Source organism: Streptomyces sp. NTD91 (assembly GCF_059510455.1).
The window spans coordinates 33,050-53,703 of record NZ_JCAJZW010000041.1 but is presented as its reverse complement, the minus strand read 5'-3'; the positions used below and the strand labels follow the sequence as shown (position 1 = coordinate 53,703).

Sequence of the window (20,654 nt, the reverse complement as noted above, 5' to 3'; positions counted from 1 at the left end):
TATGAGCCCCATCAGCGGAACGTGCCCGGGTGATCACAGAGCGAGGGAGAATGCCGACCATGGTCGACAGCGGACAGCGGCGGTGTACGCGCTGCGGTGCCCTTCTCAGCCGCTTCAATGCCGGTACACGATGCGCCTCGTGCCAGGACGGGCCGGCCGCCCGACGGGCCGACCCGGCCTTCTGGCGTGATCCGACGGTCCGGCGAGCCGTGGCTGCATGGGAACTCGGCACCGTCGTCAAGCTGTTCAGGAAGCACACGGGCCTCTCCCAGGCCGGCGTGGCGCGGATGGTCAGCATCGACCAGGCCGAGGTCAGCAGACTGGAACGAGGGCTCAAACAGATCCGTGACCGACGGCAGTTCGTCCAGTGGACCGATGCGCTCGGAGTCCCGGAGGAGCTGCTCGGGCTCCTGCCCACGGCCGATCCGCACATCCCGGACTCCACGGGCCGACCGGGAACGGCGGGTACCGGAGCCCGTGGGTACGCGACGCTGCCCGAAGGGCCGGGCCAGCTTCTGTTACCTGCCGGCCGGTCCGTCCCGACGACAGCGCTTCCTGTGTTGACCCTTCCCGCGGCCTCCTTCCTCGGGGACAGCCTGAGGCTCGACTCCCGCCCGGAGCTGGATGCCTGGCGCGCCATGCCGATGCGCGCGCTCGTCGTCGCGAACCGCACGGTGGACGGGGCGGTCCGGCAGTTCGTCGCCGACGCCCGGTCGAGCGGCATACGCGCTACCGCCTCCACTCCGGTCGACATCCCCGCCGCGTACGAACTGGACGATCTGACCTACGGCATCCTCTGGGCCGTGTCCGGCTTCGAGGCGGCACTTCTCGGCGACGACCAAGCCCTGTACACATCGCTGGCGTCGCTCACCGTTTCCCCAGGCTCGCCAGTTGCCTCCGACCAGAGCCTGACGGAAGTCTCCCGGATGCTGATCGGCTCGGAGACCGCCGCCCGGTACATCCTGGGCCACCGTGACCACCTGGGCGACGCGCCCGTCTTCTGGACCAGGGAGCAGCGCGGTGAAGAGGCTGCCACGTGGCTGTTCTTTCGGCACAAATACCGCTACCTCGAACGATTGGCACCCCGGAGTCCGGGCGGTACCAGCGGCCGGGGGTTCTGCGTCCCCGAGACTGCTGTCGCCTCCTCGCCCGCGTACGAGCGCGTTCTGCTCTTCCTCGCCATCGCGCTCATGGAGTCCTTCGGCATCCGTACCTGGGTGACCGACGACGGAGGCTTCGCTTACACCGACGGCTTCGCGCTCTCCCACGGGCGCCGGGCTGTTATCGCCTCATGGGTACGAACCGAGGGGGCGTCTCGCCTCGCGGTCACCGCGCGGCCGGGAGCCCTGCGGACGTTCGCCGATGTCACGGGCCACGTCAGCCAACACTCGGCCACGGCGGCCGAGCAGGCAGGGCAGCGCCTTGCGGCAACGGCGGAGTACCTCGGCCTCGACGCCTCCTGGCTCGGTCGCCGGTGCGCACAGTTGTCGGCGGCCGGTACGGAGCGGCTTGCCCGGCCGCGCAGCCGGTTGCTCGGCCTCGAAGGGCTGGAGGCCGCCTGCCGGTTCGTGGCCGAGCAGATGGTGATCATTCCGCGTACCCGGACGGCGCCGACCCGATAGCCTGCCTGAACCACTCGTGAGGCAGCGCTTGGCGGCGTCCGGACAGGGGAGCAGGGGAATGACGGAGTCGGTCAGGAACGTGGCGGTCTTCTCCCTCGGCGGCACGATCGCCATGACCACGGATCCCACCACCGGAGGCGTCGTACCGGCGCTTTCGGCCCACGAACTCCTCGCTGCAGTACCCGCGTTGGCCACGAGTGGCATCGGTCTCAAGGTGCGAGACTTCCGACGTTTGCCCGGCGCCTCCCTGACCTTCGAGGACCTCACCGCACTGTCGGCCGAGATCGCGGCGGAGCTGGAGACCGGAGAGGTCAACGGCGTCGTCATCACGCAGGGCACCGACACCATCGAGGAGACCGCCTTCCTCCTCGACCTCTACCACGGCCACGAACAGCCGGTCGTCGTCACCGGCGCGATGCGCAACCCCACTCTGCCCGGCGCCGACGGCCCGGCCAACCTCCATGCCGCCGTCCTGGCCGCCGCCGACCCTGGACTCAGCGGAGTCGGCTGCCTCGTCGTACTCGGCGACGAGATCCACTCGGCCCGGACCGTCCGCAAGTCCCACACCACCAGCCCCGCCGCCTTCACCTCACCAGCAAGCGGCCCGATCGCGCGGATCGCGGAGAACCGGGTGCGGATGGTGGGCGGCCTGCCGTCCCGCGGACCGCTGGTCGGCACCCCCGACCGTGGGGCGCGCGTCGGGCTCTACACCGTCACCCTCGGCGACGACGGCACCCTGCTCGACCTGTGGGACGGCAACTGCGACGGACTCGTGGTCGCGGCCTTCGGTGTCGGCCACGTCCCGGAGCGTCTCGTCGAAGGGCTCACCAAGCTCGCGTCCCGTATCCCCGTGGTCCTCGCCTCCCGCATCGGCAACGGCCCCGTCCTGTCCGACACGTACGGCTTCGCCGGCTCCGAGAAGGACCTCCTCGGCCGTGGGCTCATCGGCGCTGGAGACCTCGGCCCGTATCAGGCGCGGCTCCTCCTGCACGCTCTGCTCGCCCAGGGCGCCGACGGAGCGACGGTCCGCGAGACCTTCACCACCGCCTCCGCCCGCTGATCCCACCTCATCAGGAGACTCCCGCCACATGCGTGCTCACGAGCTGACCGTCGGCCGTACCTTCGGCGTCACCTTCGACCACGGGGAGGACTTCTTTGAGGCGCTGTCCACCTTCTGCCGGGACAACGGCGTCCGGCAGGGCTACATCCCCTCGTTCATCGGAGCCTTCGCGGAGGCCGAGATCGTGGGTGCTTGCGAGAAGCTCGCGGACCCGGACGCACCGGTCTGGGCGAAGGCGCACGTAACCAACGTCGAGGCGTTCGGCGCTGGCACCCTCGCCCAGGACCCCGCCACCGGCGGAATACTCCCGCACATCCACGTCTCCGCCGGTCTGAAGGCCCAGTCGGCCGACGGCAGGACGAGCCATCTTCTCAGCGCCAAGGTCCAGTTCCTCAGCGAGCTGCTGATCGTGGAAGTCACGTCGCCCACCATGACCCGGCCCCGGAACCCCGACCTCTACGACGTTCCGCTGCTTACGTTTGGCTGACCGGCAGGAGCCGGCGAATCCAGGGGTGGCCGGGCGCGATCACCTTGATCGCGTCCGTCAGCCAGGCGCGTGCCGGAGCGTCGAGCAGCGGCAGTACCGCTTCGAAGTCGGTCTCGTCCTTGTCCCGGGTCGTCTTGGCCTTGTAGAAGAGCTGCACTTCGGGCGCGAGATATGGGATGCCGGCCTTGCTCGTCCGCCCGAGCATGTCGATCGGGAGCCGGATCTCCGGGGTGCGCCGCGAGACCCACTGGGTTCCCTCGGCCTCGTCCAGCATGAGCTGCACCGACCAGGGCGCCTTGGATGTGCGGCGGCACCAGATGTCGTGGAGCGGCGGTCGAAGGACCTCTCCAGGACGCCACGGTCGCAACTCCCCCTGGCCAGGCGGATCCGCCACGTACAGGTCCCAGTCGGCCAGCAGTTCATGTACGAGGGCCTGGTCACGCCGGAGGACGAGGACGTCGAGATCGCCGTGTGCACGCAGCTCGCGGCCGACCGCGAGTTCGATCGCGTAGCCACCGGCGATCCACCAGGGGAAGTCCGCCTTGGCGAAGACTGTGGCCACATCTTCGGGGCGATCCGGCACCCAGCGTCCCAACACGTCAGCACTCACCCGCCCATACTCCCAGTGACCAGACGGGCGGAAGCGCAGGCCGACGGCGGGTCGGCGGTCTCGCTGGAGTGCCTCTTCGCTCGCTGGCCCTCGCGCTCATAAACGCCCATGAGCATCAGGGGCACCGGCGGCCATCGTTGAGTGCGTGACTCGCGACCGGTCTCATGGCTGGTGCCTGAGCCACGATCCTCCCGGGGTCGCGCGCCCGAAGCCGGGGTGCTTCCTGCGGCCGTACGCCTCTCAGCGGCGTGCCTGACGCGCTTCCGCGACCACGTCGCAGCTCCGGGAGACGGCCACCGACGTCACCCACAGGAGGTCCGCCGCCCGATGATCAGCGCGCCGTCCGCCGCTCTCGGCCTCGTGTACCGCTGGACCGACCACACCATCAACCCGACCGGCGAAGCCCGCGCAGTTCTGCGACGTGTCCTCAAGGATCTGGGCCTGTCAGGAGACGTCATCAGCGACGGAGTCCTGGCCGTCTCGGAGCTCGTGGCGAACGCGCACGAGCACGCGCGCGGCCCGTACGAGGTACACCTTCGCTCTGTTGCCGGAAGATACATCTGCGAGATCCACGACGGGAATCCTCTTCTCCCTACGGACCTCTACCTGGCTGCCGTGTCCTCGCCGGAAGCCACCGCGTCGGAGGCAGTGAGCGGGCTGCACACTGAGCGCGGACGGGGCCTGCACATCGTGAACGAGCTGACCCAGGGACAGTGGGGGTTTCAGGTCACGAACTGCGGGACCAAGGCGGCCTGGGTGGTGCTGGCCGAGGCTTCGGCTGTGATGGCTAACCGAGGCGGTCAGACCTGACGAACGTGCCGATGCGGCAGATGCTCCCGCAAGGTCGTCGAGAAGGTCGGTGATCGCGTATCGACGTACCGTCACACCCTCGTACGCGTGCGTCATTCAGTGCTGGCGGCGGCCCGCCATGCGCAGAGTCCGCGAACCGAAGTACTTGCCTGCTCCCGCGCCACGTCCCGGCGGCAAGCGGCAGACTGACAGCGCCTACCTCCGGCGCCGTCAGCGGCCTCGGACCTGTTTGGCCACCCCAGTGGTGTTGTACCGGTATCGGGCCATCTCTTCGGTCACTCCGTAGTGCTCGGCGATCTGCGCTGGCCCCCACTGGCGGCGGACTGCGCCGAGCAGCAGGGGGCGGGGAAGCATGAGTGTTCCGCCAAAGGCAGTGGCTTGTTCTTCCTCGTCGGGGCGGCAGGTCCTGAAGGGCATGCCATTGACTTCGCGGATCTCGGTGAGGTCATGCTTCAGAACGAGGTGGGAGAGCTCGTGGGCCACGTCGCTGGCCCTGCGGCCCGGGGTTCGGAGCGGGTTGGTGACGACGATGTTCCTGCCGGAGACCTGGAAGGTCGCGGCGGAGAAAGCGTACGCCTGGACTCGTTCGAGTTCTTCGAGGCGGGTACGGCTCACGAGCTTCTCGGCGCTGACGATCTTGACCTTGAGGTGGGCGGCGAGGTCGTCGACGTTCAGGGCATCGGTGTCGCTGAGGTCGAGTTCGCGGCGCAGTCGGAGGGCTTCTCGTTCGGCGTTGGCCTTGAAGCCTCGAGGGAGGGTCACAGTTCGCCTGCTTCGACGAGTCGTTCGAGTTCGGTGTTCATGTCGGTGAGTAGGTCGGCGAGCCGCTGGGGGACGCCAGGACGCAGCACCGGGGCAGCCCGGAGGTGGCAGGCGAGGGCGGGTACGGCGGGGACCGCCTCCTTCGCGAGGGCGTCGTAAAGGTCGCGCAGAACAGAGCTGATCTTGTTCGCCGCGTCGTCGGTGAGCCGAGGGTCTGCGTGGAGGTGGGTGATGGCCTGGTCGAGGGGCGACACCTGGCGGGTGGCGGTCGGGGTGAAGAAGCGGCTCGGGGAGACGCCGAGCCAGGCGCAGAGGCGAGTGAAGGTGGCGAGGTCAGGCTGAGCGCCGGCTTCGACCCGGGTGAGCGTGCTGAAGCTGACGCCCGCTTCGGCGGCGGCCTGCCGGAGAGAGAGGGGGCCGCGGTGTTCCTTCAGTAGGCGTCCGAGTTCGGCGATGTCGAACTGCTCGACAGCGTCCGGTCCGGTCATTTCGGGGTCCGGGAGGGGGAGCTGGCTCCGGTCGGGGCTCATACGGGCAGCGTAGCGCGCAGCGATACGGCGATGAAGCTTGACTGCATCGGCGCGAGGTGATCACACTGGACTCACTGACGCTTTGCTGAATCAGTGCGATGCCCCTTTACCACCCCCGAACGCCTTAGGAGATCGGTATGCCCCAGCCCCACGAGATCAAGATCACGGTGACCTCCGCCCTCGCCGAGCACCCGTACCAAAACCACTACGACCCGCAGGTAACCGCCACGAGCGTTCTGTCCGACAGCCTCACTGCCTTCGGCTTCACCAGCGACGGCACCACCCGCTACTACCTCTTCCACGACGGGCACGAGGTCCCGCCCGAGGCAACGGTGGGCGAGCTGGCCGGGCACGCCAAGGCCCTGCACCTGAAGCTGCGCACCGAAACCACCAACGGCTAGAGCCGGGGAGTCAGTCGTGGATCTCGAGAGCCGTCTGCGGCTGGCGGGCGACGTCCCGGCGGTCGAGGAGTTCCTCTCCTCGACCGCCGGCCGCCTCCACCACCGCGACGAGGACCCCGAGGGCTTGTACTGGGCCGAGGTGCAACCGAACAACGGTGAGCGCGCAGCGTTCATCGCCCGGATCGAGTGGACGGTCTACCCGGACCGGCCGCCCTCCCTTGTCTTCGTCGAGTCGATCGGCGCCTCCGGAGTCGGAGCGCCCAGTGCCTGGCCGGAAGCGGATGGCTACCGCTACGGCTCCAACGACGTGTGCAAGCCGTTCACCGCCGAAGGCCAGAGGCTCCACCCCGAGTGGAGCAGCGGGCCGCACTCCTGGAGGAGCACCGGCAATCCCTTCCTGCACGTGGTGGAGAACGTGCAGGACGACATCGATCGCGTTGACGGGAGGCGTGCCGGATGACCACCGACACGAGGAAGCTGGTGCTGCCGGCCGGCGCGGTCGACCCAGTGCTCCAGGAGATTCGGCGCCACGGGCTGGCCGACCAGGAGACCGGCGCGCTGCTGCTGACCGGGCAGTCGGACATGTACGTGCTGGTTGTGGCGGTGGCCGGGACGGCGGGGATCGTGCGGGGTCCGGGTCTGTTCACGGTGAGCGCGGTCGCGTACGACCGACTGTTCACCTTCGCCGAGGAACGGTCCTACCGGGTGCGGGCAATGATCCACTCGCACCCCGAGGAGGCTTTCCTGTCGCGGACCGACCGCGCGTACTCGTTGCGGGTGCCGAAGTTCGTCAGCGCTGTCGTCCCCACCTACGCAGCGCCGCCCGCCGACCCGGAATCGTGGGGGTGGTGGCGTTTCGAGCAGGACTGGGTGCCCTGCACCGCTCCGGTTGTCGACTCGGCGCTGCCCCCGGTGCGCACGGTGGTGTTCGACGAGGAGGGTGTCCGTGAGTACTGACTACAGCCGCAGCGTACGCCTGGGCGGCCTGGCCGCCGGCGTGGAAGAGGCCACCCTGCGGGAGCGGATGGAGGGCATCCTGATCCACCTGACCGGGGACGGGCACCTTCCCGCTGCCGCCGAGACTCTCGAAGTACTGGTGGCGGACCTTCGCCGGTGGCCGGTCCGGCTGAGTCTGGACCCCGGCCGCGGACCGGGGCGGCTTGACGACGAACTCATCCGCAGGCTGGTGGAAACGGCGACCGGGATCGATCCGGACCGGCCGCTTCGCATCGGCGAGGCCAAGGGCAAGGCGCCGCTGCATCTGCACGTGGGAACCGCACCACCCCTGGGTGCTGCGGTGGCCGGTGCGCCGGACGGGCACGGGGTCCGTCTGCGGCACACCGGTCATCCTTTCCCCCGGCTCAACGCGCCCGGCACCGGGCTGGGCGCGGTCCTCACGGCGGCGATGCTGGCCGGCGAGGCGTTCAAGGTCGTTGCCGGGCTGCCGGAGGGGAAGTTCCAGGTGACCCCGGGGGTGGACTTCTGCCCCGTCCTCCCCAGTAAGCAACCCGGGATCGTCGTCGCCCCGCTGCCTGCGCTGGAGCAGGTGCTGCTGGGCGGGGGCGGCGCGATCGGCACCGGCATCGCCCTGGTCCTGGACCTGCTGCAGGTCTCCGGCGAGTTGACGGTGGTGGACAGGGAGGTCTTCGAGAAACCCAACGTCACCTCGTACAGCATCGGTACCCTGGCCGACGCGGCTGCGGGCCTGCCGAAGGTGCGGTTGATCGACGCACGCCTACGGCGGATCGAGGTGACCCCGTTCCACGGGACGATCCAGGCTTCCATCGAGGCCGTCGATGCGGGCACCCTGCCGTGGCCCCGGATCGTCCTCGGCGGACTGGACAGCGTCCAGGCCCGGCACGACCTGCAGCGGCTGCAGGCCGATCTCACCCTGGACGGCAGCACCGGCGGCCCGGTCGGCACAACCGTCGCCCTGCACGAGGCACTGCCCACCGGCGCCTGCCTGCGCTGCTACTTCAAGGCCAACCACACCGGGAAGAGCGCGGAGCAGCGACTGCATGAACTGACCGGGCTCCCGCTATCCCGAATCGCCCGCGGGCAGGAGCCGCTGACCGAACGAGACCTGGAAAGCCTGGACAATCAACAGCGGGAACTCGTCGGGCAATTCCTCGGACGGCCGGTGTGCGGGCTGATCAACTCGCCTGAGCTGTCCGGTGGAACGGATGACGGGTTCCGTCCTTCGGCCGCGTTCGTGGCCCAGCAGGCCGCCTGCCTCGTCGTCGGCGCCTGGATCGCACGCAGCACGGGCCTGTTCAGCGGGCCTCCGCGACGCATCGAATACGACACCCGCTTCGGCCCCCGGCCCGACCAGATGATCGACCACCGGCTTCCCACCCCTGGGTGCGTGTGCCAGAAGGACGCTGCTCTCATCAACCGCATCCGAGAAGCCCGACGCACCCGCCGTTGACGCCCGGCTGGAGGCGGCAGCAAGGAGCGGAGTGCGCAGGTGGTGACAGGGCCGACCATGGTGCGGTCGGGCCCGTCATCTGTTTACGGGGAGCTATTCAGGCACCCTCAACGCGTTCGTCGTGCTGTGATCAACGGCGCCGTGCCCGCGATGCCGGTGATGCCGGCATTGTCTGCGCGGCAGACATGTGATCGTTGGGGCGGTTGGCCCGGGTGGCTTCTTGGGTTGGGGCGTACAACGGGAGATCCGCGGTGCGGCGCAGACGCCAGACGAGAACGTCGCTGACGGAATCAGCGGTGTCCAGTTCCCGGCCGGCGGCGGCCTCGGCGAGCAGGGCGCGGGGATTGTGGCCGACGCGCTCGGCGTCGGCGAGGGTTGCGGCCAAGGCGTCCCAGCCGGACTCGGCCAGGATGGTCTCGGCGAGCTCGGGCAGGGCGGCGCGCACAGTGGTGGCGTGGTGGCGGCGCAAGGACGGGGCGATACGGCGGCCACGTTCGCGCAGCACGGCGAGGGGCTCGGCGGCTGCCTCCTGGTAGGCGGCCCGCAGGTGCGCGGCTGCCCGGTGCGCGGCCTCGGCCTGCTGGGCGTGTTGACGCTGGGCGTGCCAGCGGGCGGCGGCGATGGCGAGGAAGACCAGCGTGTCCAGGACCATGGCGGTGCCGGCCCCGTCCTCGCCCCGGCCGAACGCGGGCCCGCTGTAGACCAGGTCGCGGGCCGCCCGGCGCAGGGCCTGCGCGTGGCGGAACTCGGCTCGGGCATGGGAGCGGGAGGCCCGCTCGAATGCCCAGGCTGCCCGGCGTAGTTCGTCGCGGGTGTGCAGTGCCGAGGTCTTAGCGAGAGCGTCGAGAACCTCGCCGGTGGCGGAAATCTGGGCGGCAGCCGCGCCATCGTCGCCGCTGTGGTCGAGGACGAGCAGTGCTGCCCAGGCTGCGTGAGCGGTGGTGCGCCGTGCCACGGCGGGTGCCGAGGGCGCGGTGGGGCGTTCCTGCCGCTGGCTGTCGGTGGTCTTCGGTGAGGCGGAGTCGGTGGTGAAGCGTGCCTGGATGCGGGGCAGGGACAGGTCGGGGGCGAGCGTGGAACCGGCGTAGAAGATCGGCTTCTTTTCCCCGTTGCGGTCACCGGGCAAGGCGACCGTGTAGCCCTTCAGGTCGCCGGAGGGGAGCACTTTGGTGCGTACGAGCAGCCCGGCGTCCTTGAGGTGGTCGAGGAACTCGTCGGTGGAGGCGGCGCCGGCGACCGCGCGGCGCACGGTCTCGCGCAGTTCCTCGCGCGCAGCGCGGTCCCAGCCCAGGCGATTGGCCTTGTGCCGCTCGGCGCTGGTGGTGCGCTTCGCCGCAGTGCCGTCGCCGGGGGCAACACGATGGAGGTCGTAATCGGCTTCGATGAGGCGGGCTTCGGCCTGGGCGCGTTTGCCGGAGCGGTGGTGGTCGGGGCGGCGGCCGTCTTCGCGGACGAGGGTGGCGATGATGTGGATGTGGTCGTCCGCGTGGCGGACGGCGGCCCAGCGGCAGCCCGCGCCGTCGCCGGGGTCGATGCCGGTGGCGGCGACCATGCGGCGGGCGATGTCGCCCCACTGCTCGTCGGACAGGATCGGGTCGTCGGGCGCGGCGCGCACCGAGCAGTGCCAGACGTGCTTCTCGGGGCGCTGGTCCGGGTCGAGGAGGGCGAGGGGTTGGTCGAGGAGGCGCTGGAGGTCCTCCTTCGTCGCCGAGGGGTCGCGGCCGGGGTCGGGGGCCATGCCGTCGAAGGAAGCGACCAGGTGCGGGTCGATGTGCTCCTCGTGGGTGCCCTTGCCGTACAGGTAGTGCAGGAGCCCGAGGGTGTTGCTGCCCTGCTGGTGGATCCGGGGGATCAAGCCGCCTCATCCTCCTGCCCGTTGGCGACCCTGTCGGCTGCCCGTTGGACCGCCTGTGCGGCACGCTGCAGATCGGCGAGGGCGGCTGCGAAGTGCGGCGCGGCGACACCCGAGTTGAGTGCCTTGACCGCCTGGTTGACGTTGCTGCCCGCCCAGCCGAGCTGACGGCGCACACCGAACAGGGCAGTCAGCACGTCCCGCTCGGTGGCGATGGCTGCCGCGGTGCGGGACTGGTCGCGGGCGGCGGCGAGGGCGGAGTAGGCCAGGAACCCGGCCATGCTCATGCCGACGTGCTCGGCACCGGACTGGATGATGGCGAGTTCGTGGTCGTTGAGGCGGACGCTGTGGGCGGGGCGCTGCCTCTTGTCGCGCGGGCGCGCTTTCCCCTTTTTGGCCTTGCCCTTGCGGCTGGCCTTGCCTGGCTGCGGTCCGCCCCCGGTCGCAGCCTTCCCGTCCAGCGCCCCCTGGCGCTGGACGGGCCCCGCCACCCCCGGGGCGGGGTCGGGTTCGGGCGCTCCCCCGACGGGGGAGTGTCCGAACCTCCAACTTGCTCCCGACGGGGCAGGGGTGGTCGGCAGGGATTCCTCGTGGGGCGTGGGGTCTTCGTGGTGCGGGGTGTGCATGGGGCCCTTCGGGTCGGGGTCTGGTTGGGAGTGCTGGTGCTGCGGGGATCAGCGGAGTGGATCGCCGGCCGTGGCCTTGAGCTGCGCCTTGAACTCGCGGACGACTCGTCCGACGCCGTCGCTGGAGACGGTGTAGCCGACCGCGCGCAGGGCGTCCTCGACCCGGTCGCGTCCGACGCTGCCGGTCTCCTCGTAGATGCGGCGAGCGTGCTTGAGGATGACCTCGTCGGAGGCACGGGCTTTGCCGTCATCGCGCTTCTTCCGGGCAGCCGGTTTCCGCTCGCGCCTGCCCGACACGCTGCCCGAGCTGTTGGCCGTGAGCGCCGGGCTGTCCTCAGCTTCTGCCCGTGCGGGCAGCCCGGGCCCCGGGTGGGCGGGCTGCGGGCGGGCAGCCGGAGGCACCTCGTCGTCGCCCGTGTCTGATGGGTGTGGGCGGGCAGCGTCCTCTGCCCGTGGCAGTGGTGCCGGGCGGGTGGCGCGCGGGCGGCTGCGCCTGGATTCCCGGGCGGGGTTGGAGGCCGGGACCTCCCAGCGCGGCGGCAGTGTGAGGGAGGCGAGGCCGAGGGCCTGCTTGCGGGTGGCGAGCTTGCGCAGCAGCAGCTCGTCCTGGAGCGGATCCCCGTCGACGCCGGCCCGCTCCAGAGCCTCGTGCAGGCGCTCGGTCAGGCGTCGCTGCCGCCGCTTGCCGCGCTTCTGGTCGGCCATCGACTCGGCGCGCAGGATGAGGGCGACGGCTTCGCTCAGCGCGCGCTCGCGGATGAGGCGAGCGGCATCGGCGTCCTGGTCGGCGATGCCGAGGCGAGCCAGGAGGCGTTCGCGAGCCTGGCGGACGAGGACGGCGGCCAGGCCGCGTGAAGCGGCATCGGGGGCGCGGTGGCGCAGCTCGATGCCCATGGCCAGGTGCCACAGCATCGCGGCCATGACCGGGCCGACGAAGGCTCGCACGGTGCCGCCGACCAGCCCGGACTCGGCGTAGGCGGGCAGAACCTGGACTGCGGTGATGACCCAGGTGAGGGTGCCGGGCAGGCCGGGTGCCTGCTTCGGGCCGTTGAGGTTCTGCCGGGCCATCAGGGCGGTGGCGAACAGGGCCAGCTCGGCGGCGGCGAACATCGCGACGCGCTCGGCGGTGCCGCCCATGTCGAGGTAGTCGGCGGCGAACCGCCAGCTGGTGTCCGCGCTGTACGCGGTGCAGCCGAGCGCGGCCATGGCCGCGACGGGCACTGCGACGGTCCCGCGCCAGCGGTTGGTGCCGGACGGCCGGCGGTGCTGCCGGCGCTTCATCCACGCGGGGAACAGGGTGAACAGGCCGAGCAGGGCAAGAAGCGCCACGGTCATCGCGGGGGTGGGAGCCCAGTGCGGCAGGAGCGAGGCAGTGCCGCCTTCGGTGGCCGGGGCTATCGGGGCAGGGGAGGGCACGTCAGGTCTCTCCAGGGGCGGTGCGGTGGGGCTTGTGGTGCAGGGGTGAGGGGCGTTCACGCAGGGGGCGTTCACGCGGGCCCCCTTCTAAAGGGGGCCCCGCGCGTGATCGCTCGGGCGCGTGTACGGCGTGGACGCTCGCGTGAGCGCTTGACCTGCGGTTTTGCGGTGAGCGTGGACGCTGTGAGCGGTTCACGGCGGGGTGTTCGCGTGAGGGCCGCGTGCACGGTCGCGTGAACGCTTCACGCGGTACCGGCGAGGGGTCAGCCGACGGCGGTGAGGTGGCGTGCGGAGGCGTAGTAGCGGGTCTGCTGCCCGCCCCCGGCTCCTCCGGCGATGCCGTCGGCCTTGGTGGCCAGGCCGCTGTCGACGAGGCGGGCCAGGTGGCGGCGTGCCTTCTCCACATCAGCACGTTCGGGCTCGCCGCCGACCAGGACTGCCGCCAGATCGCGTGCGGTCAGCCCGCCTGGGGCGTTGCGTAGCAGGACGGCGGGGTCCTTGCTGGGGTCGACCGTGGTGGTGCCGCGCACGTGGTCGTGCGTGACATCCAGCGGGCCGATCTCCCCGGTGGGCGTCTTGAGATGGTGCAGGGTCACGGCCGGGTCGCCTGCCCGGCCGCTGATGAACAGGACGCTGCCCGCCCCGGCGGTGATCCAGGCGGAGCCGTAGACCTGGTCCAGGCTGGGGCGCTGGCCGCGCGGTGCGTCGGCGGTGGCCTTGCGCTGGTGGTGCAGCTCCAGGATCTCCACGCCGCCTCGCAGGGCGCGCATGCGGGCATTGTGGAAGGCGACCGCGAGGCCGTCGTCGACCATCGTGCTCACCGCGTCCTTGAGGCTGTCGATCACGATGGTGTCCGCCCGGTGGGCCGCGGCAAGATCGGCAAGAAGGTCGGGCTCCTTGTCGAGGGTGGCGGGCAGCGGGCCTTCCCAGACCACGAGCCGCTCCCGCAGAATCTTCTCGTCCGTGGGGAAGACGCGCCGGTCCATGGCCCTGGCGATCTGCCGGGGCCGGTCCATGGCCAGGTAGAGCACCCGCCTGCTCGGCGCGACCGGCATCTCCAGGACCGTCTCCTGCAGCCCCAGGCGGGCGAAGACCACCTGATGGGCCAGGGTGGTCTTGCCGACTCCGGGTGCGCCGACGATCATCAGGCTCTCACCCGGTGCCCAGACGGTCTTCTCGCGCGTGCCCCACAACGGCTCGGCGTCCGCGCCGGTCTCCTTGACGAAGGACCACCCGTCCTTGGCGAAGCGGTTCAGGCGTCCCTGTCCCGAGGCGAGTGCCCGCTCGCGCTCGGCCCGCATCTCCGCCTCGACCTCGCTGCGTATCGCATCAGGGTCGGCGCCCGGCTCCTGCACACGCTGAACGGTGCGAACGGCGGAGGCCAGCAGACGGCGCAGGTCGGCCTTCGCGCGGATGATCTCCGCGTGGTGCTCCGCGCTGGCGGCGTCGTAGAGCGCACTGGCGAGCCGGTGCAGATACGAGGCGCCGCCGACACGCTTCAGGTCCCCCTGCTGTTGGAGCAGCTCGGTCAGGACGATCGGGTCGGTGAGTTTGTCCTCGCGGTGCTGGGCGAGCATCGCGCGCCAGATGGTCTCGTGGGCGGGTCGGTAGAAGGCGTTGTCGCCCAGGATGGGCCGCACGGTGTCGATGACGTGGCTGTGGTGCATGCAGGCGCCGAGCACCGCGCTCTCGGCGTCCAGGTTGAAGGGAGCCTGCCCAGGCTCGTCCGGAGATGACGCGTAGCCGTACTTGAAGCGGGATGGCGTATTCGGTTGGGCGTCGGTCATACTGGGCATCAGCTCCTCTGCTCGCGGGCCATACGGGACGGCAATCCCGGCCTCGCGGGTCGATCGCTAGGGATGGCGGTTGAGAGGTTTGCGCTTGGCCCCCGGTGACAGCCGGGGGCTTTTTGCGTGCGGTGCTACGTGGGGTGGGTCGCGGCGATTCCTCGGGTTGGTCAGGGTGGGGCTATTAGTATGCCACACGGATTGCCGATCGCAGAAGTGTTCTGCATCTCGCAGAAGGCGTGCTATGGTTTAGGGGTCGCTGCAAATGGCAGTGGACTGCTACGAACGGAAGGAGGTGGCCGTGGTAGACGACGACTCCCCGCAGGGCGTGCTGCTCAGCGGCGAGGCGAACGTCGCGGTGCGCATCAAGCTGGAACGCGAGGCGCGCGGGTGGAGCACCAATGCTCTGTCCGACCGCCTGAACGAGGCCGGCTTCGAGATGAACCCGTCCGCGGTCTGGCGCATTGAGAACGGCAAACGCCGCATCAACCTCGACGAGGCCATCGGCTTCGCCGAGGTCTTCGGCCTCGACCTGCGCAACCTCGTCGGGCCCCCGCAGCTTGCCGCCCAGGCCCGCGCCATGGAGCTCATCGACGCGGTCGTGGACGCGTTCCGCGAGACCCAGCGCGCCAACGCCGCCTACACCAAGGCGCGCGACGACCTCGATGCCTACCTCGTCGAGCACCCCGACCTCCGCGAGGAGGCCGACGTGATGGTCTCCAACGCCATCGCCGAGGCGTCCACCAAGCACCTGCTGGAGACGTACGGCCCGCCACCTGGCGAGAGCCGCGACGCTGACCCCACCAACGAGACGTAGCTCGGCTCCCGCTCCCGTCCTGGGCCTGCAAACCCCCAGCACGGGATACCCCTCACGCCATCCCTAGCGATCGACCGGCAGGCCGGTGTTGCCGCACCCACGCCCGCCAGAAGAGGACTCACCCCTTGAACCGACCCGCAATACCCCCTGCCGCCGCGCCGACTGCGCACCCCGACGCCGTTCTGCCGCGCCTCTACCTCCCCGAGGAAGTCGCCGCAGTCCTCGGCTGCTCCGCCTGGTGGGTCAAGGACCGCGCCCGCCGGCGGCTCATCCCGTTCACCCGCGTCGGCCGCGCCTATCGCTTCTCGTCCGATCACCTCGCCGAGATCGTGCGCATGCACGAAGAGCGCCCGACCCGAAGCCCGCAGCGTCCCGGTGGCATTGCTGTGCCAGCTCGGCAGCCTGCTGTGCGAGAGCGTACCGAGGCAGCCGTGCCCACGGTCCGTCTCAAGGCCCGGCCGCCTCGCCGCATGACCAAGTCCCAGTTCGGAGCCGCCGCTTAACGCACCCCACACGAGAGAAGGGAGGGAACTCATGGGGTACGCAGAGAAGCGCGGCGGCTACTGGCGCGGCCGGTACAAGATCGAGGACGGCAAGTACGGCACGGTCGCCGATTCCACGGGTGCCGTGATCAAGTTCGCCACCAAGCGCGAGGCCAAGCAGGCCGCGGACGCCGAAGAGGTGACCGTTCGGCGCGGTCAGTGGCGCGACCCAGGGCTTGGGCAGGAGACCTTCGGCGAGTACGCCAGCCGCTGGTACGAGGCCCAGGACCTGGCCGCTTCGACCATGCAGAATTACAAGCGCCACATCGAGGAGCACCTGCTCCCCGAGTTCGAGGACAAGGCGCTCGCCGGCATCCTGCGCACGAACGTCGACGCCTGGGAGAAGAAGGAGAAGGCCCTGTACGCGGCCTCCAGCGTCAAGACCTGGCGCTCGACCCTCCACCTGATCTTCGAGGACGCGATCGACGAGGGCCTGATCACGTCCAACCCGGCCGCCAGGCGGCGCGGGCGCGGCAAACGCGCCGGCCGCTCCCGCAACCGCGGCCCGGAGAAGGTCGTCACTGACGCGCTCGGCATCCTGCTGACCGCAGAGCGAGCTGCCCTGCTCTCCGGCCGCGACGACGAGTTCGTCGCCGTCGTCCTCAAGGGCTACACGGGCAAGCGCTGGGGCGAAATCGTCGGCTTGGAGACGGAGTTCGTCCGACCTGATGCGTTCCGCGTCGAGTGGCAGCTGTACGAACTGGACACCGGCGAGCTGGTGCGCTGCCCGCCCAAGGACGACAGCTACCGGACCATCGACGCGATGGACTGGCTGTCGGCCCTGGTCTTCGATCACATCGCTCGCACGAAGCCGACACCCTGCCCATGCCACGGGAGGGCGTACGTCTTCCGAGGCCAGGGGGCAGCGCGGACCGGCGGCCACCACGGCGCCAAGCTCGCCGACGTAGCCCGCCTGGCCGGAGTCTCCACGGGGACCGTGTCCAATGTCCTCAACCACCCACACCGCGTCGCCGAAGCTACGCGGGTGCGGGTCGAGAAGGCCGTAGCCGACCTCGGATTCGTGCGAGGTGGCGCTGTCTCAAGGCATGCAGCCCACTGGCGCAGGAACGGTTTTGCGACCTGGTTGTTCACGCCGGCGGTCTCCGGCTGGTACCCGAAGAAGGCACCGCAGGAGGCCCGCCCCGTGCCCATCCTCGGCGAGCCGTGGCCCGGCATCCCGGCACGAGGGCGGGGCGCCACCGATCGCGCCGATGCCTGCTGGCTTCCGATCGCCAAGGGCCTCACACCCCACGGCCTCCGTCACACCCACCGGACGATGATGGAGGACCTGGGCACGGAGAAGGTGCTCATGGACGAGCGTATGGGCCACCTCGACGGTTCGGTCTCCGCACGCTACGCCCACGTCACCCCTGGCATGCGTCGGCGCCTCATGCTCGGTCTCACCGCGCAGTGGGAGGCATCCCTCGACGCCCGCCTGGCCCTGTGCCCGACTTCACCGGTGCGTGTGCTCAACAACCTCCTGCGTGCACGCGCGGTCGCCCTCCGGTAGCCGCACGGTGCCCCGCAACACTGTTGCGGGGCACCGCCGTTTCCCCGTACGAGGTCGGCGATTCAACGCTCATCCAGGTTGCATCGGCCGATTCGGCGACACGAGCCCGTCCCGGATGGCCAGATTGCCCTCAGGCTCGCCCTGTCGCATGCACCAGATCACGCCACTTCGGTCCCTTTCGCGTTGCGCCTGCAACTTGAGATGCGAGAGGATGTTCGACGCACTGTGGGCTCTGGCGTCGCGAGGTGAAGCAGCGGCGATTGAGTAGTCCCAGCACACAACACGCTTACGGGGTGGGTGGATGAAGTTCGACATGGGGTCGACGACCCTGTCGCAGCTCGGGAAGAGCACCGTCGGCTCAAGCGACGACCTGGGAACGCTGATCAGGTTGCTGATCCAGGCGGCCGAACCGTTGGAGGGGAAGTTCAACGGTGCCGGCAAGGCCGCGTTCGACACGTTCAAGGTGCATGCCGACGAGATCACGGCGGACCTGAACAGCTCGCTGGGCGCGATCCTCGGCGGTCAGTCCGGTATGGACACGGCGTTCGGCAGTGGTGACGTGGAGTTGGGTGACAACGCGCACCAGAACATGGGGATGGCCAACTTCGACGCGGCCCGTTTCGGCGCGCGATAACCGTCCTCGAAGAGCAAGTCACCGCTGTCGTCACCGTCTTCAAGGGGGACTCGATCATGGCTCAGAACCAAGACCGCCGCTCGTACGACACCGGCGCCTCCGCCGACGTACAGACCAGCCTGGCCGGCATCATCGGTCATCTGGAGCGCGTGCTGACCGACCGCGACCGGGCGGTCAAGGCGGCGATGGCCAACTTCCAGGCCGATGGTGTCTCGGACGAGTACCACGGCAAGGAGGTCCGCTGGCACAAAGCCGCGGCCGAGGTGCGCGAGATCATCCGTCTGGTGCGCAACACGCTGGAGCAGAACGACGGCACCGCTCAGGCCACCCTCGCCAAGGCGAAGGCAGCAGTCGACAACATCGGGTGACCGGCGGTTGACGGTGCCCCCTCTCCGCTCCCGTCGGCCGCTCGCCCGAACAGGCCATGCATCTGTAGCCTGCGCGACCATGGCTGACATGTTCGAGCTGATGCTTGCGTTGGACTTGCGTGACGAGTTGTCGGCGGGGGAACTCACGGAGCTGCGATGGCATCTGGGAGCAGGCCCCCAGCCGGAAACATTCCGTATCGTCACCGAATTTCCGGTCGTGGTGGATGACGAAGACGGAGAGTTCGTCATCGAGGATCATCCCGAGCCCCTTCTCGGCCAGCAGGGTGGTGGCTACAAGGTTGGGGGTGCACTTGTCTCCGTGCTGCTGCGTCTGCAGGACCCGGGGCAGGAGGGCTGGGCGCTGACCAGCCGGCAGGAGATCCATCCGGACGATTTCGAGCGCACTGGTGAACTCCTCAGCTGGCTCGCGGCCAGGGCCAGTGAGCGGCACGGAGGCTCCGACGGCGAGGTCCATCTGGGCTGGATTCGGTTCCACGAAGAGCGCCTGCCCGCGCCTTTGGTAGTGCGTGACTGCGCAGTCGTCTGGCCGTCATAGGTCCGGGATGTCGGGGCGAGCTGGTCACGGAGGCAGAGCGCCGTGGCTGGGGCATTGTCGGCCTGCGCCGCTGACCGCTGCCCATCCCCTGCCTCGGTGCGTTCGGAATCCGCACGGCGAGAAGATGTTCTACGACCACCCGCATGTCCAGTGAACCGGATTGAGTGATGTCAGCTCAGGATTACGACAGTCAGCTTCTTGAGTCCGTGGCGGTGCGGCGTCGGCGGTTGCGTGATGCCGTGTTGTTCGGGGCGCAGCGGCAGCGGCGGACCGTGGACGAGCGGCTCGGGAAGGCGTTCGCGGGGGTGGTGATCGCCGCCGTGGTGTGTGCCGGGTGTGTGGGGTGGTCCTTCATCGCACATCGCGTGATCGGAAAGGCTCCCTACGGGACCTCTGTGCCTGTGTCCACGCCCTCCGGCCAGCCCACCGCTCCTTCGCAGCCTGCGAATTCGGCCCGATGATAGGTTCGAACGCGTGATATCCCGGGGGACTGTGAGCCGTACGGCACTGAGTCGAGTCACATTGGTCGGCGAGCGGCGTCGGGTGGATCTGGTGCTGCCGGCCCGGGAGCCTGTCGGGCTGCTGTTGCCCGAGGTGATGCGTCTGCTCGACGACCGGGTGGCCGAGCATCCGCAGGCCCGGCACCTGGTGACGGCCGACGGAAGTGCTCTGGAGCCGGATGCCACGCTGGAGTCGGCGGGAGTGCCCGACGGTGCCGTACTCCGGCTGGTCCGGGTCGAGGACGCGCCGTCCGCTCCGGTAGTCCATGACGTGAGTGACGAGGCTGCCGGCGATCTGGATGTGCGGGCCTGGCGGTGGGACGCGAGGGCGCGGCGGATCACGGCCGCGGGCGCGGGTGTGGTCTGGGCGTTGGCCGTCGGCTTCATGGCGCGCCAGGGATTCGAGGCCAAGGCCGCCGGATGGGCGCTCCTCGTGACCGCAGTGGTAGCCGCGGCGGCTGGTGCGCTGCTGGGGCGGGCCGGGCACAAGGGGCTTGCCGCCGCTCTGGTCGTGGTGAGCGCCGCTGTGGGCGTGCAGGGCGCCTGGTCGGTTGCCGACGCACAGGGCTGGCCGGGAGCGGTGCGGTTGGCCGCCGTGCTCTCGGTCCTGGTGGTGGCGCTGTTGCTGCTTGGGTGGTTCTCGCCGTTCGGGCGGGGTGCACTGGTCGGGGCAGGGGCACTGGCCGGAGCCGGAGCGTGCTGGGAGGTGGCGCTCGCGTTTCAGTCCGGCGGAGCCGGTTCGGCACGTGCCGGGGCGCTGCTCGCCGTGGTGTCCGTTGTCGCGCTGGGCGTGCTGCCCCGGTTGGCGCTGGCGGCGTCGGGCCTGTCCGGGCTGGACGACCGGCGTTCCGCGGGCTCGTCCGTCAGCCGCTACCAGGTGGCCACCGCGTTGGCCGCCACGCATCGGGGGCTGGCGCTGGCGACGCTCGTCACCGCGGTCTGCGGTGCCGTTGCCGGAGTGCTGGCGGTGCGTACCGTGACGGTATGGACGGTGCTGCTGGCCGTCGCCGCGGCGTTCGTCCTCGCGCTGCGGGCGCGCGCCTACCCGCTGGTGGCGGAGGTAGTCGCACTGCTCGCGGCATCCATGGTGGTGGCGCTGCGGTTGGCCTGGTTGTGGCGGGAGCACTCGGGAGCCCCGGCACCGCTCGCCGCTCTCGGCGTGCTGGTCGTGCTGTCCCTGGGTGTGCTAGCCGTGCAGCCCGCCGAGCATGTCCGAGTACGGCTGCGCAAGGCCGGCGACGTGCTGGAGTCGGCTGGTGTGGTCGCTCTGTTCCCGCTGGTCCTCGGGGTGTTCGGGGTGTACGGGCGGCTCCTGGGCACCTTCGCGTGAGGTGGC

23 protein-coding genes are annotated in these 20,654 nt (G+C 70.0%); 16 read left to right on the top strand and 7 right to left on the bottom strand.

Annotation, left to right across the window (positions count from 1 at the left end):
* Nucleotides 1-209: 209 nt before the first annotated feature.
* Genes AC5WRT_RS31010 through AC5WRT_RS31000 form a run of 3 tightly spaced genes read left to right on the top strand, consistent with a single transcriptional unit; the run spans nucleotide 210 to nucleotide 3,169 of the window.
* A complete protein-coding gene (locus tag AC5WRT_RS31010; RefSeq protein WP_496095643.1) occupies nucleotides 210-1,622 on the top strand; it encodes a helix-turn-helix domain-containing protein in 1,413 nt (470 codons plus the stop codon).
* A gap of 58 nt (nucleotides 1,623-1,680) precedes the next feature.
* A complete protein-coding gene (locus tag AC5WRT_RS31005) occupies nucleotides 1,681-2,682 on the top strand; it encodes an asparaginase (protein ID WP_496095644.1) in 1,002 nt (333 codons plus the stop codon).
* Nucleotides 2,683-2,710: 28 nt separating this feature from the next.
* The gene (locus AC5WRT_RS31000; RefSeq protein WP_496095645.1) at nucleotides 2,711-3,169 is read left to right on the top strand and encodes a PPC domain-containing DNA-binding protein; all 459 of its coding nucleotides are present in this window, start codon (nucleotides 2,711-2,713) and stop codon (nucleotides 3,167-3,169) included.
* Here AC5WRT_RS31000 and AC5WRT_RS30995 read toward each other — a convergent pair.
* Entirely contained in the window at nucleotides 3,156-3,731 is a 576-nt protein-coding gene (locus AC5WRT_RS30995) for a nucleotidyltransferase domain-containing protein (protein WP_496095646.1), read from the bottom strand. The two genes, AC5WRT_RS31000 and AC5WRT_RS30995, sit on opposite strands and share 14 nt — an antisense overlap.
* Nucleotides 3,732-4,106: 375 nt before the next feature.
* Here AC5WRT_RS30995 and AC5WRT_RS30990 point away from each other — a divergent pair, with 375 nt between their 5' ends.
* Nucleotides 4,107-4,589, top strand: a complete 483-nt coding sequence (locus AC5WRT_RS30990; RefSeq protein ID WP_109454559.1) for an ATP-binding protein — start codon at nucleotides 4,107-4,109, stop codon at nucleotides 4,587-4,589.
* 210 nt (nucleotides 4,590-4,799) lie between these two features.
* Here AC5WRT_RS30990 and AC5WRT_RS30985 read toward each other — a convergent pair whose 3' ends face one another.
* The gene (locus AC5WRT_RS30985; protein ID WP_046913955.1) at nucleotides 4,800-5,351 is read right to left on the bottom strand and encodes an ImmA/IrrE family metallo-endopeptidase; all 552 of its coding nucleotides are present in this window, start codon (nucleotides 5,349-5,351) and stop codon (nucleotides 4,800-4,802) included.
* The gene (locus tag AC5WRT_RS30980) at nucleotides 5,348-5,881 is read right to left on the bottom strand and encodes a helix-turn-helix domain-containing protein (RefSeq protein WP_199813394.1); all 534 of its coding nucleotides are present in this window, start codon (nucleotides 5,879-5,881) and stop codon (nucleotides 5,348-5,350) included. The genes AC5WRT_RS30985 and AC5WRT_RS30980 overlap by 4 nt, the downstream gene beginning before the upstream one ends.
* Before the next feature lie 137 nt (nucleotides 5,882-6,018).
* Here AC5WRT_RS30980 and AC5WRT_RS30975 point away from each other — a divergent pair, with 137 nt between their 5' ends.
* Genes AC5WRT_RS30975 through AC5WRT_RS30960 form a run of 4 tightly spaced genes read left to right on the top strand, consistent with a single transcriptional unit; the run spans nucleotide 6,019 to nucleotide 8,710 of the window.
* Nucleotides 6,019-6,282, top strand: a complete 264-nt coding sequence (locus tag AC5WRT_RS30975; RefSeq protein ID WP_496095647.1) for a hypothetical protein — start codon at nucleotides 6,019-6,021, stop codon at nucleotides 6,280-6,282.
* A gap of 16 nt (nucleotides 6,283-6,298) precedes the next feature.
* The gene (locus tag AC5WRT_RS30970) at nucleotides 6,299-6,742 is read left to right on the top strand and encodes a hypothetical protein (RefSeq protein ID WP_496095648.1); all 444 of its coding nucleotides are present in this window, start codon (nucleotides 6,299-6,301) and stop codon (nucleotides 6,740-6,742) included.
* A complete protein-coding gene (locus AC5WRT_RS30965; protein WP_496095649.1) occupies nucleotides 6,739-7,239 on the top strand; it encodes a hypothetical protein in 501 nt (166 codons plus the stop codon). Before AC5WRT_RS30970 ends, AC5WRT_RS30965 begins: the two co-directional genes overlap by 4 nt.
* Nucleotides 7,229-8,710: a ThiF family adenylyltransferase gene (locus tag AC5WRT_RS30960; protein WP_496095650.1), complete on the top strand. Its 1,482-nt coding sequence runs from the start codon at nucleotides 7,229-7,231 to the stop codon at nucleotides 8,708-8,710. The genes AC5WRT_RS30965 and AC5WRT_RS30960 overlap by 11 nt, the downstream gene beginning before the upstream one ends.
* Before the next feature lie 130 nt (nucleotides 8,711-8,840).
* On the opposite strand, the gene AC5WRT_RS30955 is transcribed toward AC5WRT_RS30960, so the two are convergent.
* From AC5WRT_RS30955 to AC5WRT_RS30940, 4 genes are all read right to left on the bottom strand, one after another.
* A complete protein-coding gene (locus AC5WRT_RS30955; protein ID WP_496095651.1) occupies nucleotides 8,841-10,565 on the bottom strand; it encodes a relaxase/mobilization nuclease domain-containing protein in 1,725 nt (574 codons plus the stop codon).
* Nucleotides 10,562-11,053 (bottom strand): mobilization protein, encoded by a 492-nt coding sequence (locus AC5WRT_RS30950; protein ID WP_496095652.1) that lies wholly within the window; start codon nucleotides 11,051-11,053, stop codon nucleotides 10,562-10,564. Before AC5WRT_RS30950 ends, AC5WRT_RS30955 begins: the two co-directional genes overlap by 4 nt.
* Nucleotides 11,054-11,236: 183 nt before the next feature.
* On the bottom strand, nucleotides 11,237-12,523 hold the full coding sequence (locus AC5WRT_RS30945; RefSeq protein ID WP_496095723.1) for a hypothetical protein: 1,287 nt from the start codon (nucleotides 12,521-12,523) through the stop codon (nucleotides 11,237-11,239).
* 344 nt (nucleotides 12,524-12,867) lie between these two features.
* Nucleotides 12,868-14,400, bottom strand: coding sequence for a DnaB-like helicase N-terminal domain-containing protein (locus tag AC5WRT_RS30940; protein WP_496095653.1), 1,533 nt, complete (start codon nucleotides 14,398-14,400; stop codon nucleotides 12,868-12,870).
* Between the two features lie 256 nt (nucleotides 14,401-14,656).
* Here AC5WRT_RS30940 and AC5WRT_RS30935 point away from each other — a divergent pair, with 256 nt between their 5' ends.
* The 8 genes from AC5WRT_RS30935 (at nucleotide 14,657) to eccD (ending at nucleotide 20,648) form a co-directional block, all read left to right on the top strand.
* Nucleotides 14,657-15,208 (top strand): helix-turn-helix domain-containing protein, encoded by a 552-nt coding sequence (locus tag AC5WRT_RS30935; protein ID WP_496095654.1) that lies wholly within the window; start codon nucleotides 14,657-14,659, stop codon nucleotides 15,206-15,208.
* 125 nt (nucleotides 15,209-15,333) lie between these two features.
* Nucleotides 15,334-15,711: a helix-turn-helix domain-containing protein gene (locus tag AC5WRT_RS30930; RefSeq protein ID WP_496095655.1), complete on the top strand. Its 378-nt coding sequence runs from the start codon at nucleotides 15,334-15,336 to the stop codon at nucleotides 15,709-15,711.
* 31 nt (nucleotides 15,712-15,742) lie between these two features.
* Entirely contained in the window at nucleotides 15,743-17,260 is a 1,518-nt protein-coding gene (locus AC5WRT_RS30925) for a LacI family DNA-binding transcriptional regulator (protein ID WP_496100811.1), read from the top strand.
* 301 nt (nucleotides 17,261-17,561) lie between these two features.
* Nucleotides 17,562-17,894 (top strand): hypothetical protein, encoded by a 333-nt coding sequence (locus tag AC5WRT_RS30920; RefSeq protein WP_069779576.1) that lies wholly within the window; start codon nucleotides 17,562-17,564, stop codon nucleotides 17,892-17,894.
* Between the two features lie 56 nt (nucleotides 17,895-17,950).
* Complete coding sequence (locus tag AC5WRT_RS30915; protein ID WP_069779575.1) at nucleotides 17,951-18,262, top strand: pore-forming ESAT-6 family protein; 312 nt, start codon at nucleotides 17,951-17,953, stop codon at nucleotides 18,260-18,262.
* 79 nt (nucleotides 18,263-18,341) lie between these two features.
* The gene (locus AC5WRT_RS30910; protein WP_496095657.1) at nucleotides 18,342-18,818 is read left to right on the top strand and encodes a hypothetical protein; all 477 of its coding nucleotides are present in this window, start codon (nucleotides 18,342-18,344) and stop codon (nucleotides 18,816-18,818) included.
* Nucleotides 18,819-18,985: 167 nt separating this feature from the next.
* Nucleotides 18,986-19,279 (top strand): hypothetical protein, encoded by a 294-nt coding sequence (locus tag AC5WRT_RS30905; RefSeq protein ID WP_244189406.1) that lies wholly within the window; start codon nucleotides 18,986-18,988, stop codon nucleotides 19,277-19,279.
* A 13-nt stretch (nucleotides 19,280-19,292) separates the two neighbouring features.
* On the top strand, nucleotides 19,293-20,648 hold the full coding sequence (gene eccD / locus AC5WRT_RS30900) for a type VII secretion integral membrane protein EccD (RefSeq protein ID WP_496095658.1): 1,356 nt from the start codon (nucleotides 19,293-19,295) through the stop codon (nucleotides 20,646-20,648).
* Nucleotides 20,649-20,654: the final 6 nt, after the last annotated feature.

Excerpts from the sequence above, each read along its gene's own strand:
- AC5WRT_RS31005 (WP_496095644.1), top strand. The coding sequence starts at position 1,681 with ATGACGGAGTCGGTCAGGAACGTGGCGGTCTTCTCCCTCGGCGGCACG.
- AC5WRT_RS31000 (WP_496095645.1), top strand. The coding sequence starts at position 2,711 with ATGCGTGCTCACGAGCTGACCGTCGGCCGTACCTTCGGCGTCACCTTC.
- AC5WRT_RS30990 (WP_109454559.1), top strand. The coding sequence starts at position 4,107 with ATGATCAGCGCGCCGTCCGCCGCTCTCGGCCTCGTGTACCGCTGGACC.
- AC5WRT_RS30980 (WP_199813394.1), bottom strand. The coding sequence starts at position 5,881 with ATGAGCCCCGACCGGAGCCAGCTCCCCCTCCCGGACCCCGAAATGACC.
- AC5WRT_RS30975 (WP_496095647.1), top strand. The coding sequence starts at position 6,019 with ATGCCCCAGCCCCACGAGATCAAGATCACGGTGACCTCCGCCCTCGCC.
- AC5WRT_RS30965 (WP_496095649.1), top strand. The coding sequence starts at position 6,739 with ATGACCACCGACACGAGGAAGCTGGTGCTGCCGGCCGGCGCGGTCGAC.
- AC5WRT_RS30945 (WP_496095723.1), bottom strand. The coding sequence starts at position 12,523 with ATGACCGTGGCGCTTCTTGCCCTGCTCGGCCTGTTCACCCTGTTCCCC.
- AC5WRT_RS30940 (WP_496095653.1), bottom strand. The coding sequence starts at position 14,400 with ATGCCCAGTATGACCGACGCCCAACCGAATACGCCATCCCGCTTCAAG.
- AC5WRT_RS30935 (WP_496095654.1), top strand. The coding sequence starts at position 14,657 with ATGGCAGTGGACTGCTACGAACGGAAGGAGGTGGCCGTGGTAGACGAC.
- AC5WRT_RS30925 (WP_496100811.1), top strand. The coding sequence starts at position 15,743 with ATGGGGTACGCAGAGAAGCGCGGCGGCTACTGGCGCGGCCGGTACAAG.
- AC5WRT_RS30920 (WP_069779576.1), top strand. The coding sequence starts at position 17,562 with ATGAAGTTCGACATGGGGTCGACGACCCTGTCGCAGCTCGGGAAGAGC.
- AC5WRT_RS30915 (WP_069779575.1), top strand. The coding sequence starts at position 17,951 with ATGGCTCAGAACCAAGACCGCCGCTCGTACGACACCGGCGCCTCCGCC.
- AC5WRT_RS30910 (WP_496095657.1), top strand. The coding sequence starts at position 18,342 with ATGGCTGACATGTTCGAGCTGATGCTTGCGTTGGACTTGCGTGACGAG.
- AC5WRT_RS30905 (WP_244189406.1), top strand. The coding sequence starts at position 18,986 with ATGTCAGCTCAGGATTACGACAGTCAGCTTCTTGAGTCCGTGGCGGTG.